Origin of the sequence: Winogradskyella flava, from assembly GCF_014243395.1 — a bacterium.
Taxonomy (GTDB): domain Bacteria; phylum Bacteroidota; class Bacteroidia; order Flavobacteriales; family Flavobacteriaceae; genus Winogradskyella; species Winogradskyella flava.
Genome location: NZ_JACLCP010000004.1, coordinates 225,800 through 242,117 on the forward strand (window position 1 = coordinate 225,800; position 16,318 = coordinate 242,117).

Genomic DNA, 16,318 nt, shown 5'->3' on the forward strand with positions numbered 1-16,318 from the left:
CGATTTTATAAGGAAAGATTGGGTTCGTTCTTTGAAATTGTAAGCCCTCTTTAATTTTTCTAATAAAACAAGTTCACCTATGATGATAAGGTTCGTTTCTTAAAATAGTAAATGCTCTATATAATTGCTCTATAAAGAACAAGCGTACCATCTGATGCGAAAAGGTCATTTTAGACATGCCTAACTTCTCATTGGCCCTTTTATATACAGCTTCTGAAAATCCGTAAGGACCACCAATAACAAAGATCAAGGTCTTAATTCCTGAGTTCATATGTTTTTGTAGGTAACTAGAGAAAGCAACAGAATCCATTTGTTTTCCATTTTCATCCAATAAAATGAGTACATCAGATTTTTGAGTTTTAGATAAAATAAGTTCACCCTCTTTCTCTTTTTGCTGAGCTTCGGAAAGGTTTTTTACGTTTTTTAAATCTGGAATGATATCAAACTCAAACCGAATGTAGTGACTAAGTCTTTTGGTATAGTCTTCAATTAAAGATTGAAGATTTTTGTTGTCGGTTTTACCTATGGTGATGAGTTTTATATTCATGTGTTTTGTCACTTCAAGGGATTCAGAATTGTCGGAATCGTATCGAAAAGTTTTGTTTTAATAGTTCACGATACAAATTTATTCGTTTTACTTATAAATTCGCTCGAACTGAACTCAGAATTATTTAAGTTTTAAAATTTCAATTCCTATTTTTACAGTAAATAAAAGGTGACATGATTTCAAAAGAACAATTCGATAAAGAAATAGAAGGAATTATAGCAAATGCCATTAGAGAAGATGTAGGTGATGGTGATCATAGTTCTTTAGCTTGCATTCCTCATTCAGCCATGGGAAAGGCAAAACTTTTGGTAAAAGATGAGGGTATTATTGCTGGTATCGAATTTGCCAAACAAGTTTTTGCTTATGTTGATGACAATATGGAAGTGGAAACCTTAATCGAAGATGGGAGTAAGGTCAAATATGGAGATATTGCATTTTATGTGAAAGGTGCATCACAATCCATTCTTAAAGCAGAACGTTTGGTGTTGAATGCCATGCAGCGTATGAGTGCAATTGCGACCAAAACCAAGAAATTTGTAGATTTATTGGAAGGCACAGGAACCAAAATCTTAGACACGCGCAAAACCACACCAGGTATTAGGGCTTTAGAAAAATGGGCCGTAAAAATTGGTGGAGGTGAGAATCACCGATTTGCACTCTATGATATGATCATGTTAAAAGATAATCATATCGATTTTACTGGAGGTGTATCAAAAGCCATCAGTCTAACAAAACAATACTTAAAAGATACCAATCGCGATTTAAAAATTATTGTAGAGGCGAGAAATTTAGAAGAAATCAAAGAAATCTTAGGCTGTGGCGGTGTTTATCGTATTCTTATAGATAACTTTAACTATGATGATACACGCAAAGCTGTTAAACTCATTGGAGATCAATGTCTAACAGAATCTTCAGGTGGAATTAATGAAAAAACGGTTAGACATTATGCAGAGTGTGGTGTGGACTATATTTCATCTGGAGCGTTAACACATTCTGTTTATAATATGGATTTGAGCCTAAAAGCAGTCTAAGAAATCTAACAATCTAAAAATTAATGACCAAGCCTATTGAAGACAAGCTCGAAAAAATACCCATACTTAATTTATTAGTTCGCTTTTTTAAGCAAATTAGATTACCTGGGTTTGAAGGTTTATCTATCTACGACTTACTTGAACTCTATGCAATGGGTATTGTTAAAGGTGCTTTGACGACAAGAGCCAGTGCGATTGCCTTTAGTTTTTTTACGGCTATTTTCCCGTTTTTATTGTTTGTCATTATTTTAATTCCTTACATTCCTATCGATAATTTTCAAAAGGAGTTTTTAGATTTTCTAAATTCGTTTTTACCACCCCAAACCTCAGATTTTTTCTTCTCTAATATTTTTGATAATATCAGTGGTGGAGCAGGAGCTGGTTTAGTGTCTTCGGTTTTTTTGCTATCCATGTTGTTGATGGCAAATGGTGTAAATGCGGTATTTTCAGGTTTTGAAAATTCGTATCACGAACAGTTAACCCGTAATGTGTTTCAGCAATACATGTATGCGCTAGGTATAGCTCTGATTTTAGCAATTTTAGTATTGCTCACCGTTGCTGTATTTGGGTATTTTCAAATTTATATACTTGGCCCAATTTATGAAAGTTTCAGCGGTGAGGTTCTAAAGAATAATGATAACGGTGTGGGTTGGATTGTTTTTGCGAAATACATGTTCTTTGTCATCATGGTGTACTTGGCAACAGCGACTTTATATTATTTTGGAACGAAAGAGGGACGACATACTCGATTTTTCTCCGTAGGTGCATTATTGACAACATTACTGATCATCTTAACATCATATCTATTTGGTGTATACATAGATAATTTTTCTCAGTATAATAAACTATACGGCTCTATTGGAGCGTTATTGATATTGTTATTGTACTTATGGTTAAACTCTAATATTTTGTTGCTGGGCTATGAATTGAATGCCTCGCTAAGGCGACTAAGAAAGATAAATCGTTATGATGAATAAACTTGTTTTAATAATAGTATTGGTGCTAAGTATTAACGGTATGAATGCCCAAAGCATCTTTGGCAAATGGAAGACTATTGATGATGAGACAGGTAAGGAAAAGTCGATCGTTGAAATTTATGAAAAAGACGGAAAAGTCTACGGTAAAATCATAGAGCTTATAAATCCTAAACAGAAGAATCCTTTATGTAGTAAATGTGATGGCTCTAAGAAAGATAAACCTGTTCTCGGTATGGTAATTATTGAAAGCTTAGAAAAAGATGATGATGTTTACAATGATGGCACCATTCTTAATCCAGAAAATGGCAAAGTTTATTCGTGTCGTCTAAAACTTGATGACGAAAAAGATACTTTACAAGTGCGCGGCTATGTCGCATTTTTTTACAAGACCCAATATTGGAAACGCGCTAGCGAGTGACTTACTTTTTAGACGTCATATTACCTATTCCGCTTCAGAAAGCCTTTACTTATCACATTACCGCAGCCGAAGCACAGTTCCTTAAATTAGGGATGCGTGTGGCAGTGCCATTTGGTAAAAGTAAAATCTATACGGCCTTAGCTTATAATATTCATAATACGGCACCAACGTCTTATGAGGCCAAGACGATTCATCAAATTTTGGATGACAGACCAGTAGTAAGTGAAATTCAGCTTAAACATTGGGAATGGATTGCTAACTACTATATGTGCAGTTTGGGGGAAGTTATGCGTGCTGCTATGCCTAATGCTTTTATACTCGAGAGTGAAACCATTATTTCTAAAAATGAACAGATCGAAATTAAAGATTCAGAATTAAAAGATGACGAATTCTTAATTTATGAGGCCTTAAACTATCAGTCATCATTAAAAATTCAAGATGTCGTTTCTATTTTAGATAAAAAACGTGTACTACCTGTTATTAAGAATTTGGTTGAAAAAGGTGTGCTGCATCTGCAAGAAGAACTTTACGAAAAGTATCAACCGAAGTTGGTACGTTACGTAAAACTTCATAATAATCATAAGTCGGAGGAAAAACTACAAGAACTTTTAGAAATACTAAGTAGAGCACCAAAACAGCGTGAAGTTATTTTAGCCCTATTTGCCTTAGAAGCTTCAGATAATAAACCCATAAAAGTTTCAGAATTGGTAGAACGAAGTGGTACGTCGTCGGCTATTGTAAAAGCGCTTATAGATAAAGGGATTTTAGAGGAATATCATATTCAAACCGATCGCATTCAATTTGAAGGTGATGGTGATGCGGATTCTAAAACCTTGAATGAAGCACAGCGGCAGGCTTTTAAGGAAATTGAAACAACGTTTCAGTCAAAATCAGTAGCATTATTGCATGGAGTAACATCATCAGGAAAAACTGAAATCTATGTTCAGCTCATTCAAAAGCAACTGGAGCAAGGTAAGCAGATACTTTACTTATTACCGGAAATAGCTCTGACAACGCAATTAGTACATCGTTTACAGGATTATTTTGGAGATAAAGTCGCCGTGTTTCATAGTCGCTATTCTGGTAATGAACGTGTTGAAGTTTGGAATAATATGCTCAATAATTCTGAAAAAGCTCAAGTTATTATAGGAGCACGCTCTTCGCTATTGTTACCGTTCAATAATTTAGGCTTAATCATTGTTGACGAAGAACATGAGCAATCCTACAAACAATTTGATCCAGCGCCACGTTACCATGCCAGAGATGCCGCTATAGTATTAGCAAATATGCACATGGCTAAAACATTACTTGGATCGGCAACACCTAGTTTAGAAAGCTATTTTAATGCTAGTCAAGGTAAATATGGCTTAATTGAATTAAATACGCGCTATAATAATGTACTGATGCCCGATATTGAATTGGTGGATTTGGCCGATAAATACAAGCGCAAACGTATGAAAGGTCATTTTTCTGATCGATTAATAGAAGAGATGACCGACACTTTAGAACAAGGTTTTCAAATTATATTATTTCAGAACCGTAGAGGATTTTCTCCTATTGTAGAATGTACAACCTGTGGTAACTCACCACAATGTCCAAATTGTGATGTTAGCTTAACCTATCATCAGTACAGAGATCAATTGCGATGTCATTACTGTGGTTATAATTCTGCAATGTTAAAACGTTGTCAAGGATGTGGCAGTCATACTTTAGATACTAAAGGATTTGGTACAGAACAGATAGAAGAAGAGGTTAAGGTATTATTTCCAGAAAAGAAAGTCGCTCGTATGGATTTGGATACCACGCGTGGTAAATTTGGTTTCGAAAAAATCATCAATAGTTTTGAGCAGCGTGAAGTCGATATTTTGGTAGGTACGCAAATGCTAACCAAGGGTCTAGATTTTAGACATGTAAAATTAGTCGGGATTATGAATGCAGATAATTTATTGAACTTTCCTGATTTTAGAGCACATGAGCGCAGTTATCAATTGATGGCTCAGGTATCAGGTCGAGCAGGACGAACCGATATAAGAGGAAAGGTTTTGATCCAGACCTATAATCCGCATCATAATATTTTGCAGCAAGTGTCTACAAATTCCTTTAAAGAGATGTATTCCGAGCAGATGAATGATCGTTACAACTATAAATATCCACCAATTTACAGATTAATTAAAATCACATTCAAGCATAAGGATTACAATAGAGTTAATTTGGCAGCAGACTGGTACGCCAAATCATTACGGCAGGTTTTTAAGGCGAATGTGTTAGGTCCAGAATTTCCGGCAATTTCGAGAATTCGTAATTTATATAACAAAAATATCTTAGTAAAAATTCCACAGAAGCAATCTTTAGCAAAAACAAAAGAAGCTATAAAAAAGATTGATAATAGCTTTAATGCAGTTAAAGACTTCAGGTCTGTGAGAGTGATAATCAATGTAGATAATTACTAGCAACGCATAAATTTAGTCAGATGTCAGTTCGAGTGGTTTTCGAAGAAAATTGTATCGAGAACTTTTTTTGAGTTTTAGTCTGACTTCTCTGAACAAAATTTTATTCTTTAATTACGAAAAAAATCACTCAAAGTGACTAATACTTAGAACAAAAAAAATCCCGAGCATTTCTGCTCAGGATTCTAATGATCTATAATGTAATGCTTTAAATGAAAAACTAATATTTTACATATTATTCAAAGCATCAACCAATTGTGTCTTTTTATTTCGACTCAATGGAATTTCGTAAGCGCCAACTTCAACATTTTTACTATTAAAGCGATCAATTTTATCTAAATTCACAATATAAGATTTATGAATTCTCAAAAATTTTCCTTCTGGCAATTCCTTTTCAAAAGCTTTCATAGTAGATAATACTACTAGGCTGTTTTCTTCTGTTACGACTTTCACATAATCGCCTAAAGCTTCAATCCACTTAATATCCTTAATATATACTTTACGTTTTTTAAGGTTACTCTTCACAAAAATGTGTTCACCATCCGTTTCGTTGAAATCTAGTTTCAATTTATGCTGCTCAATAGCTTTTTCTACGGCAGTATTAAAACGTTCTTTTGTGATTGGTTTTTGAAGATAGTCGGTAGCATCGTAATTAAATGCTTTAAAAGCATATTCGGTTTTACCGGTAACAAAAATAATTTGGGGTTTGTTGTTGAGTACATCTAAGAGTTCAAAACCGTTTAATACAGGCATCTCTATATCTAAGAAGATAAGATCTACTTTATGTGTATTAAGACCGTTTTTTGTTTCTAACGCACTGCTATACTCCGCAATAAGGTTAAGTGAAGAATGATTCTCAATTAACTTTACAATGGAGAGGCGCTGAATCGCAGAATCATCAACAACTACACAGTTTAAAGTCATAACATTAATATTTTATTAGGTTAAGATATCGACAATAGTACAATAATTTCGGTTAAAAAACAAATTTTACCGACAAAGTGTAATAGCAAACCTGATTTTTAAAGACTAATTTCTTTGCAATTTTAGGCTATAAAACGTTGCCAGAATTAGAAATAATGCTTATTTTTGCAGCCGTTTTAACAATAAACAAATAAATTTTTATGAATCGTTACGAAACTGTTTTCATCTTAAATCCCGTTTTATCTGAAGATCAGATAAAGGAGACAGTAAAGAAATATGAGGATTACCTCGTTTCTAAAGGAGCAAAGATGATCGCCAAAGAAGATTGGGGCTTAAAGAAGTTAGCTTATCCGATCCAAAACAAAAAAAGTGGTTTTTATCACTTATTTGATTACAATGTTGCTGGAGAAGCCATTGAACAATTAGAAGTAGAGTTTAGACGTGATGAACGTTTTATGCGTTACTTAACTGTAAAATTAGACAAGCACGCTGCTGCCTGGGCTGATAAGAGAAGAGATAGAAACAAACAAAAAGCGTAATTATGTCATCTATAGAACAACAAGCAAAAGGAAAAAAGGACGGAGAAATTAGATATCTAACGCCTTTAAACATAGAGACTACTAAGCAAAAGAAATATTGTCGCTTTAAAAAGTCTGGTATAAAGTATGTGGATTATAAAGATTCAGATTTCTTAATGAGTTTCGTAAACGAACAAGGTAAATTATTGCCAAGACGTTTAACAGGAACATCTTTAAAGTACCAAAGAAAAGTATCTGTAGCGGTAAAAAGAGCTAGACACTTAGCTTTAATGCCATATGTCGCAGATTTATTAAAATAAAATATCATAACAATGGAACTTATATTAAAACAAGACGTTGAAAATTTAGGATTTAAAGACGATATTGTAACAGTTAAGAACGGTTATGGTAGAAATTTTTTAATTCCTCAAGGACAGGCTGTAATGGCTACGGCTTCTGCAAAAAAAGTATTGGCAGAAACATTAAAGCAAAGAGCTTATAAGGAAAAATCAATAATTGCTGAAGCACAGAAAACTGCTGATGCCCTTGCCGAATTAGAAGTTAAGATAGCTTCTAAGGTGGGTACAGGCGATAAGCTTTTTGGATCTGTAAATAATATAGATCTAGCTGCAGCTTTACAAAAATCAGGTCATGAAGTTGATAAGAAATATATCAATGTAATTGGTGGTAATGTAAAGCGTTTAGGTATGTATAATGCGGTTATCAGATTACATAGAGAGGTTACTGTGGACTTACCATTTGAGGTAGTTGCGGAGAAATAACCTTTATCTTTAAAATAGTATAAAACCGTTTAGTTCTCTAAGCGGTTTTTTTATTGAAATTTATATGATGAATAAATTTATATATGTTATCCTTCTTGTTGGTTTTTTAGGGTGTAAAAACTCTAAAACTGCCGAAGATATTACCGAAACAACAACATCCAAGCTTATTGAAGTTTTTAAGGCTTCAAACTCGGGTTATCCAAATATTAGCGTGCATCGAGGCGGTAAAGGACTTAAAAAATATCCCGAAAATTGTCTAGAAACCCTTCAATATATTAATGATAGTATCTCAGCTATTTACGAGATCGACGTAGCACAGACTAAAGATGGGCAGTTAATCTTAATGCACGATAATTCCATAGACAGAACAACTAACGGAAGTGGTTCGGTAAAAAACAAGACCTATAACGAACTTAAGAACTATCATCTTATTGATGATTACGGTAATCCAACTAATTTTAAGATTCCTCTCTTTTCAGAAGTTTTGGCATGGTGTAAGGCGAAAGATGTTGTTCTAACGGTCGATATAAAGCGAAGTGTCAATCAAAAAGAGGTTATAGAAGCCATAAGAAAGGCAAATGCAGAAGACATAAGTATTATTATTACTTACGATGTCGCACAAGCACAATCAGCGTATAATGAAGCTCCAGAGTTGTTACTGTCAGTCTCAGCTAGAAATCACAAGGAGTTCGATCGATTACTACAAACCGATATTCCAGTAGAAAATATGTTGGCCTTTACAGGAACGCGATTATCTAATGCATCACTGTATGAGCGATTACATAAAAACGATATTGTCTGCATTTTGGGAACACTTGGCAACTTGGATAGACAGGCCGAAGCTAGGGGAGACGAGCTTTATGCACAATGGAAGAATAAAGGCATTGATGTCATAGCAACAGATAGGCCTTTTAAGGCTTATAAAGCAATAAATAATTAATTAAAATGAGAGGTCTCGCTCCTAGTGCGAGGTGGAAAATCGAAGTTTTTCATGAAATACGCAAGACTAACAAAAGAACAATTTGAAGAGCTGCACCAAGAATTCATTAATTTTTTGGCAACTCAATCCATTACAGCTGACGAATGGGAGGGCATTAAAAAAAACAAACCTGAAGCTGCAGAGCAAGAACTAGATGTCTTTAGTGACTTGGTTTGGTATGGTGTGTTAAGCAAAGTCGAATATTTAGAGCATATTTCTCCAAATCACATCCATCTTTTTAAATGTAAAGAAAAAGATATGCATCTTATAGCGCTAAAACTAAAAGTAGATCACATTGATTTAACTACAAAAGCAGGTTTTCAGTGGCTTCGTGATAATCTATTATCTGATAGTATTGAATTTTTTAATGCGAAAAAAGATTATACAGATGATAAGTATTTAGATATTTTTAAGTTGATTCAGCAAGGTGCTAATATCACTAAAGGTGAATTATTTCAATATTTTGAGAAACTAATTCGTCAGTAAAATCAACGGTATTTATTAAAATCTTGAAACTCCTGATGTCTTTCTTTGATACGTTCTACAGGGTCACTATTTTCCCGGAATTTTCTACGAAAAGGGTCAGGCTGCTCGTATTCTTTATCCACGTCATCCAAAAAAATATTTCTAATGTAATTTTTAATATAGATAAAAACCGTTTTCATTTACTCATATCTCAAAGATTCTATCGGATCTAATCTTGCAGCTTTTGTTGCGGGATAAAGCCCTGAAATTACAGCGACTATAAAGGCAATACTCGTAGCCCAAATCATAGCTACCCATGGTGTTGAGAATTCTAATTTAAAACCTTTGGAAACGCCCCAGCCAATTAAAATACCAAGCAATATTCCAAGAATCCCGCCAAGCTGACCAATAATAACGGTTTCCATAAAGAACTGAAAAGCAATGGTTCTACGTTTAGCGCCTAAAGCTTTTCTTACGCCTATTTCACGGGTACGTTCACTTACCGAAACGAGCATTATATTCATTAAGGCGATGGTGGATCCAAAGATGGTAATGATGCTAATAATCCAAGCAGCTATGTAAAGTGTACTTGTGTTTTCTGCAACTCGATTTATTAAATCTTCGCTACGTTCAATACCAAAATCATTATCCTCAATAGGGTTAAGACCTCTAACATTTCTAAACGTTAAAATAGCATCCTCTTGAGCACCTTCTAACATATCATTTTTTTCAACTTTAACGCTTAGCGTGTAATCAATGTTAGGGTTTGTAAAAATAGAACGCGCTTTTTGTATAGGCATAATAACCCTTAAATCTTGATTATTACCAAACGTCGAACCTTTTTCCTTTAAAACGCCGACAACTTTAAACTTAGAGCCTCTGATACTTATGGTTTTATCAATAGGATTTTCCTCAGGAAAAAGCGCTTTCTGTAAATCGCTACCAATAACGCAAACTGCGTTGCTGTTTTCTACATCAAAAAAGTTGAGTGAACGTCCATTTTCAATTTCTAGACCAGAATTCTCAATAAAGTACTCATTGGAACCAAGTACAGAAACTTCAGGATCGGTTTTTGCGTTTTCGTATTTTACTTCTGCAGCCCGAGTTCCTGTAAAGGATACCGCTACTTTAGTAAAGGGGTAATCATAATTGTCTATGAATTCTTTAACGTTTCTATAATTTATTACTGGGTTTATTTTTTGTCGTTCTCTGCTGCTTTGGCGTCGGTTGGTAAACTCATAACGTTGAAAGTTAAATGTATTGGCGCCCATAGATGAGAAATTACTCGATATGGTATTTTCTAAAGCCGAAACACCACTCAGAATACCTACAAGAGCCATAATGCCAATAGCAATAATCAAAACCGTTAAAATTGTTCGAAGTAACTGACTTTTAATTGAGCCAAACGCAATTTTAATATTCTCTTTAGCGAGTGAAAACATAGTTTTTCAAAAGGTTAGTTAAGCTGTTTAAAAGTATAAGACTACTTAAACACTATAAAGTTACTATAAAATCAAAATATCTTGGGTTTGCCTCTAAAAATTATAATATTTTTGTGACAAATGAAATTACTTTACATCAATTTCATTTATCACACTGAGCCTGTCGAAGTGTTTGATTGTCTAAACAAGCACTAAGTCTTTTTAGATGAGATTTCTCGACTACGCTCGAAATGACAGCGTATTAAATTATAAGTTTCACTAAAAGAGATTCCCGTTTTCACGAGAAGTAAGCATGGCACAAAAACCAAGTATTCCTAAAGGTACCAGAGATTTTAATGCAGAAGAGGTTGCGAAACGTTCCTATATCATGGAAACAATTAAGAGACAGTTTCAATTGTACGGCTTTCAACCTATTGAAACACCAAGTTTTGAAAATTCAGAGACCTTAATGGGTAAGTATGGTGATGAAGGCGATCGTTTGATTTTTAAGATTTTGAATTCTGGTGAATATTTGAGAAAGGTTTCGGATGAGGATTTAATTGCAAAAAATGAAGCTAATATTGCATTAAAAATTTCTGAAAAAGCACTTCGTTACGATCTTACCGTACCCTTTGCACGTTATGTGGTACAACACCAAAACGAAATAGAGTTTCCATTTAAGCGTTATCAAATACAGCCTGTTTGGCGCGCAGACCGTCCACAAAAAGGCCGTTTTAGGGAGTTTTACCAATGTGATGCGGATGTGGTAGGTTCAAAATCCTTGTTTCAAGAGGTGGAGTTTATACAATTGTATGATGCCGTATTTACGTCTTTAAAATTAGAAGGCGTCACCATAAAAATCAATAACCGTAAAATTCTTTCGGGTATTGCGGAAGTGATTGATGCGCATGATAAACTCATTGATTTCACCGTGGCTTTAGATAAGCTGGACAAAATAGGCGAGGAGAAAGTCAAAGATGAAATGCGTAGTAAAGGTATTTCTGAGGATGGCATTTCTAAACTTCAGCCTTTATTTTCGTTACAAGGTGATTTTGGTGATCAGGTAGGAAGTTTAAAGTCTATTCTAAATGCTTCTGAGGTTGGCTTAAAAGGTATTGAAGAATTGGAGTTCATTAATACGGCTATTTCAAACTTAGGATTGAAAACGGCCAAATTGCAACTCGATGTCACTTTGGCTAGAGGACTTAACTATTATACAGGTGCTATTTTTGAAGTGTCTGCTCCAGAGGATGTAAAAATGGGTTCTATTGGAGGAGGAGGTCGCTATGATGATCTTACCAGTATTTTCGGTAAACCAGACACCAGTGGTGTAGGCATAAGCTTTGGGTTAGACCGCATTTATTTAGTTTTAGAAGAATTAGGACTATTTCCGGAAACAATTACAGAAGCGACTAAAGTATTGTTTTTAAGCTTTGGTAGTGAAGAAGCTATGGCTTCCTTAGAAGCTGTATCTAAGTTAAGAGAATCTGGAGTAAAAGCCGAAATATATCCTGATGCGATTACTTCTGGTAAACAAATGAAAAAGCAAATGACCTATGCCAACAGACGTCATATTCCTTTTGTGGTATTAGTTGGCGAGGAAGAATTAAAGTCTGGAATGTTTGCACTTAAAAATATGGAGACTGGCGCTCAGGAAAAGTTAGGTCTTCAAGAACTTCTCAGTACATTACAGTAAACACTCAATTTTATATAAATAAAAAGCCCTGAATAATTCAGGGCTTTTTGTAGGTTAAGAATTTAGATAGATTTGGGGCAAATCACTTTACTAGAACTTTTTCAGTTACCACTGAACCGCTTACAGTATATAACTTAATAATGTAAGTTCCGGTGAATAAATTCCTAACATCATATTCAGAGTAACCGCGCTCTGAAATATTCTTATTTTTATAAATCGATTACCCTAATATATTATATAGTTCAATCGATTGAATAGCTACTTGATTTGGATGTATTAGAACAAATTGTTCTGGCACCTTGATCTGTAAGGTCAGGCTTAATCCATCCCATCATAGTAATCTAGGACCAGTTGCTTATGACTTTAGCTTGGGACTCAATTACAGAGCAAATATACATTTTACTCTATGAAATGCAAATAAAAACGATGAAATACATAAAATTTATATTTTTACTACATTTTTTATGACGGATTTCAAGCGCTTCTATATAAGCGGTTATACGGTTTTGTATTACATCTCTAGGTTTGATTTGTTATTCTCTTCTATGTCAAAGCACATACAACAGCACAAAAAAGCCATTACGTTATAAGTAATGGCTTCGTTTTAATTTGTGTAAATCACTTAGTTTTTCATCCCAGGTAATTTTTCAGGCCGTTTGGTTTGCCAATTAAACTTATCGGCTTTCTTTTCTTCAGGAGCCAATTCATCCAATGTATTGGCGTCATATACAATTCCATTTTTAACTACATGAGTTAAGGTGTTTGTATGTCGCAGATTATCAAGAGGATTGTTTTCCATGATTAAAATATCGGCAATTTTACCAACTTCTATCGTACCTAAATCTTTATCCAAACCTAGTGCTTCACAACCTTTAATAGTTGCCAGTCGCAGGGCATCGTAATTACTCATTCCTCCACTTGCGACAGCCCAAAGTTCCCAGTGGTAGCCTAAACCTTGTAATTGACCATGACTTCCTATACCTCCTATACCGTCGGCTTCAATAAGGTCTTTCATAAACTCGGCATGTTTTTTAAAGACATGTTCGTCGTCCCTAAACCAACCTGGTCTGCGTCTTGATTTTTGTGCTAACTCTGCATAAGGTGTAAAGTATTGCATTTTAGCATCATCGTATGGGTTCTCTCTTGAATAGAAGTAATTTTCTGCCCAAGGACCACCATAACTCACCAATAAAGTTGGAGTAATTGCCATTTGGGATTCTGCCGCTACTGTAATAACATCATCATATAATGGGTATATAGGGAACGAATGCTCATGACCTGGATTACCATCAATCATGTTTACCATATTTTGTTTAAAATCAAGACCACCCTCTGTAGTTGGCATTAATTTCAATTCTTTGGCAGCCATGATTAACCATTGTCTTTGCTGGCGGTTACCGACGATATAACTTTTTATACTTTTCGTGTTATAATACTCGCTATACTGTTTTAAAATATCTTTCGCGTGGTCTAGACTTTGAATATTATAAGCCCAAAAGCCTACGCCTGGACCTGTACTATAAACTCTTGGACCATGAATCATACCAGCATCTACCATATCTGCATAAGTAAGAACATCTGTTGTAGCTGTTTGAGGATCTCTTGTCGTTGTCACGCCATAGGCCAAATTAGCGGAGTAAATCCACACTTGATTTTTATGAATTCCCCAATTGGGCCACATATGAGCATGCGTATCTACAAAACCAGGAGTTATTGTTTTTCCTGAAACATCAATTACTTTGGTGTTTTTCGGGACATCAAAACTTCCAGAAGCACCTATATTCTTAATACGATTGTTTTCAATTAAAACATCGCCATTTTCAATGACTTGCTTACCATTCATGGTGATTATACGTCCACCTTTCAATAACGTAGAGCCTTTTGGAATAGCGCGTTTATATGTTACTTTTACTTTGTACTCTTCAGCTTTGAATTGAGGCTTATCTTTTTTCTTTTCCTTTTTATCTTCGGTTTTGGTGGAATCTGATTTTTTTTCAGCAGCTTTCAATTCTTTTTCTTGTTTTTTAGCTAGGGCTAAACTATCCTTAAACGCTTTACCTTTTGCTAAATCGTAGGCAAAATGACTTGCGCCTAATGACCAATGCACTTTCTTGCTGTCAGAAGACCAAGAAGGAAATTCACCGCCAATTATGGTCAGTTTATTTGCTGGAAATGCTGCATTTTCAGCTTTTGATAAGTTAATTGAAGGCGTTGTGCCAATCATGGGAATAATAACGGAATATATGTCATTATTGATTTTAGCTAGGGCATGAGTGCCGTCTGGCGAAATTCTGATTTCACTTGGTCTAGATCCTTTATTGTTTTCTCTCCAACCTTCTTCATTTGTTGGCATTCCAGTTTCATGATCTTTTCCAAAGACGTCCGAAGAACCATAAGTTTTTATTCCTGTTAGTTTTAAATGTTCTTTTTCGTCACTACCATCCCAACGCATTGAAATTAAACCTTTGTTACCATGATTAAGATAGATTCTATCGTTAATTTTGGTGAAGTGAGGTGTCGTTCTGCCTTTGGTTTTGTCAATTACAGTGATGTTTCCGCCATCACTAGAAACCCAAGCTAATTCCTCATAAACACGACCGTTAAATGGGTCAATGGCATCATCATAAGTTTGAGCTGCACCTTTGGTAAAGGCGATGCGATTACTTTGGTAAGACCAAGCAGGGTTAGTATATATACCTCTTTCTTTTGTCAATTGTGTCGGATTTCCTTTGCCTGAGGCGTTGACTTTATATAAATGACCACCATTAGACTTCCATGTGGTAAAGACGATTTGCTTGCCATCTGGAGACCAGTCTGGCATGGCTTCAGTAAAATCATGCTTCGTTAATCGTTTAGGCGTGCCATTGGGTAAGCTCATAACATAGAGTCTGTTAAGAGCGGTAAATGCTATATGCTTTCCGTCAGGAGATGGTTTAGCGTCTCTAATTTGCGTTACTAAAGCTTCTGGAGAATCATCGATTGGATATTTAAATGATACCATTGGACCCAAATCTAAGTCTACATCTACTGAAAAAGGAACTTCCTTAGCGGAGTTATCACTAATGCTTATACTATATAATTTACCGCCATAAGAAGCAATGAGATTTTTACTATCTGGAGTAAATGCCATACCTGGTAAAACACCGAGTGGCGCAATGGATTCTTGATCGTCGCGCTGCACAGGATATGCTAACCAGCGCTCTTCACCAGTTTTTAAATTACGAAGTACTAAGCCTGTATGTTCTTCAAATCTACTGCCATAGACCATCCAATTTCCATCATCAGAAAGGGTAGGTGTAAAAGCTGATCCATATCTGGAAGTCACCATTTCCGTATCAGCATCTTCGCGATCAAAACTCATGATCTGGTATTGTGGCAGTTGCGCATTATAGTTCCAAGCACCTCTACGAGTTGAAAAATAAATATGTTTTCCATCTGCGCTAAAAGCAGGATCTATGTATTTGATAGCTTTCTGTTTTGCTAATAAGTTAGCACCAGAACCACCATCTTTGTGAACTATAAATGGTTTAATGTTTCTTCTGCCACGTGTTCCGACAATGTACTCACCATCAGGACTCCAATCTGCAGAAACATGATACTTATCTTTATCCTTTGTTAATTGTTTCTGTTCTTTAGTGGCCAAATCCATCGTCCATAGGTTATCCCCACCACTTTTATCAGAAATAAATAGAATACTTTTCCCATCAGGACTATATCTTGGATGTACATCATACGGCATACCTTCGGTAATCCTAATTGCTTTTCCTCCAGAGACTGGGATGGTATATAAATCTCCCATCATATCAAAGATGATGGTTTTTCCATCGGGACTTACATCTACGGACATCCAAGTGCCTTTTTCAGTAGTGAATTTGACATTTCGCGTGGGCTCCAAGGGCAATTCCTTTGTTGCTTTTTTGGTGGAGTCTTTAACTTTTTCTGACTCTTGGGCTACAGAAATATTGAAAGCGAAAAGTAGGAGCAGAGCGATGCCTGAATACATATATTTTTTCATGTATGGTTGGTTAATGGATTAAGTGTTTAAAAATAAGGAAATTAATGATATAGGAATGTTAAATTGAGGTAAGAATGATTTCGTAACCAAGACTTTAT

At 35.2% G+C, this 16,318-nt stretch carries 14 protein-coding genes; 10 read left to right on the forward strand and 4 right to left on the reverse strand.

The window, feature by feature from the left end:
* Positions 1-73: 73 nt before the first annotated feature.
* Positions 74-547: a 23S rRNA (pseudouridine(1915)-N(3))-methyltransferase RlmH gene (rlmH, locus tag H7F21_RS13715; RefSeq protein WP_185789870.1), complete on the reverse strand. Its 474-nt coding sequence runs from the start codon at positions 545-547 to the stop codon at positions 74-76.
* A gap of 173 nt (positions 548-720) precedes the next feature.
* Between rlmH and nadC the strand changes: the two genes are divergently transcribed.
* Genes nadC through priA form a run of 4 tightly spaced genes read left to right on the forward strand, consistent with a single transcriptional unit; the run spans position 721 to position 5,423 of the window.
* Positions 721-1,578, forward strand: coding sequence for a carboxylating nicotinate-nucleotide diphosphorylase (gene nadC, locus H7F21_RS13720; RefSeq protein ID WP_185789871.1), 858 nt, complete (start codon positions 721-723; stop codon positions 1,576-1,578).
* A 23-nt stretch (positions 1,579-1,601) separates the two neighbouring features.
* On the forward strand, positions 1,602-2,555 hold the full coding sequence (locus H7F21_RS13725; protein ID WP_185789872.1) for a YihY/virulence factor BrkB family protein: 954 nt from the start codon (positions 1,602-1,604) through the stop codon (positions 2,553-2,555).
* On the forward strand, positions 2,548-2,973 hold the full coding sequence (locus H7F21_RS13730) for a DUF2147 domain-containing protein (protein WP_185789985.1): 426 nt from the start codon (positions 2,548-2,550) through the stop codon (positions 2,971-2,973). The genes H7F21_RS13725 and H7F21_RS13730 overlap by 8 nt, the downstream gene beginning before the upstream one ends.
* Positions 2,970-5,423 carry a replication restart helicase PriA gene (gene priA, locus H7F21_RS13735; protein ID WP_185789873.1) on the forward strand — a complete coding sequence of 818 codons (2,454 nt, stop codon included), beginning with the start codon at positions 2,970-2,972 and terminating at the stop codon, positions 5,421-5,423. The genes H7F21_RS13730 and priA overlap by 4 nt, the downstream gene beginning before the upstream one ends.
* Positions 5,424-5,648: 225 nt before the next feature.
* Here priA and H7F21_RS13740 read toward each other — a convergent pair whose 3' ends face one another.
* Positions 5,649-6,344 (reverse strand): LytR/AlgR family response regulator transcription factor, encoded by a 696-nt coding sequence (locus H7F21_RS13740; RefSeq protein WP_076620930.1) that lies wholly within the window; start codon positions 6,342-6,344, stop codon positions 5,649-5,651.
* A 200-nt stretch (positions 6,345-6,544) separates the two neighbouring features.
* Here H7F21_RS13740 and rpsF point away from each other — a divergent pair, with 200 nt between their 5' ends.
* From rpsF to H7F21_RS13765, 5 genes are all read left to right on the forward strand, one after another.
* The gene (rpsF, locus tag H7F21_RS13745; RefSeq protein ID WP_185789874.1) at positions 6,545-6,883 is read left to right on the forward strand and encodes a 30S ribosomal protein S6; all 339 of its coding nucleotides are present in this window, start codon (positions 6,545-6,547) and stop codon (positions 6,881-6,883) included.
* Complete coding sequence (gene rpsR, locus H7F21_RS13750; RefSeq protein WP_185789986.1) at positions 6,883-7,182, forward strand: 30S ribosomal protein S18; 300 nt, start codon at positions 6,883-6,885, stop codon at positions 7,180-7,182. Before rpsF ends, rpsR begins: the two co-directional genes overlap by 1 nt.
* 12 nt (positions 7,183-7,194) lie before the next feature.
* Positions 7,195-7,644, forward strand: a complete 450-nt coding sequence (rplI, locus tag H7F21_RS13755) for a 50S ribosomal protein L9 (RefSeq protein ID WP_185789875.1) — start codon at positions 7,195-7,197, stop codon at positions 7,642-7,644.
* Positions 7,645-7,708: 64 nt separating this feature from the next.
* A complete protein-coding gene (locus tag H7F21_RS13760) occupies positions 7,709-8,584 on the forward strand; it encodes a glycerophosphodiester phosphodiesterase family protein (protein ID WP_246431488.1) in 876 nt (291 codons plus the stop codon).
* 51 nt (positions 8,585-8,635) lie between these two features.
* Positions 8,636-9,109 (forward strand): DUF6495 family protein, encoded by a 474-nt coding sequence (locus tag H7F21_RS13765; RefSeq protein WP_185789876.1) that lies wholly within the window; start codon positions 8,636-8,638, stop codon positions 9,107-9,109.
* Between the two features lie 179 nt (positions 9,110-9,288).
* Here H7F21_RS13765 and H7F21_RS13770 read toward each other — a convergent pair whose 3' ends face one another.
* Entirely contained in the window at positions 9,289-10,530 is a 1,242-nt protein-coding gene (locus H7F21_RS13770) for an ABC transporter permease (protein ID WP_185789877.1), read from the reverse strand.
* 292 nt (positions 10,531-10,822) lie between these two features.
* On the opposite strand from H7F21_RS13770, the gene hisS reads away from it, so the two are divergent.
* Positions 10,823-12,205: a histidine--tRNA ligase gene (gene hisS / locus H7F21_RS13775; RefSeq protein ID WP_185789878.1), complete on the forward strand. Its 1,383-nt coding sequence runs from the start codon at positions 10,823-10,825 to the stop codon at positions 12,203-12,205.
* 622 nt (positions 12,206-12,827) lie between these two features.
* Here hisS and H7F21_RS13780 read toward each other — a convergent pair.
* Positions 12,828-16,220 (reverse strand): amidohydrolase family protein, encoded by a 3,393-nt coding sequence (locus tag H7F21_RS13780; RefSeq protein WP_185789879.1) that lies wholly within the window; start codon positions 16,218-16,220, stop codon positions 12,828-12,830.
* Positions 16,221-16,318: the final 98 nt, after the last annotated feature.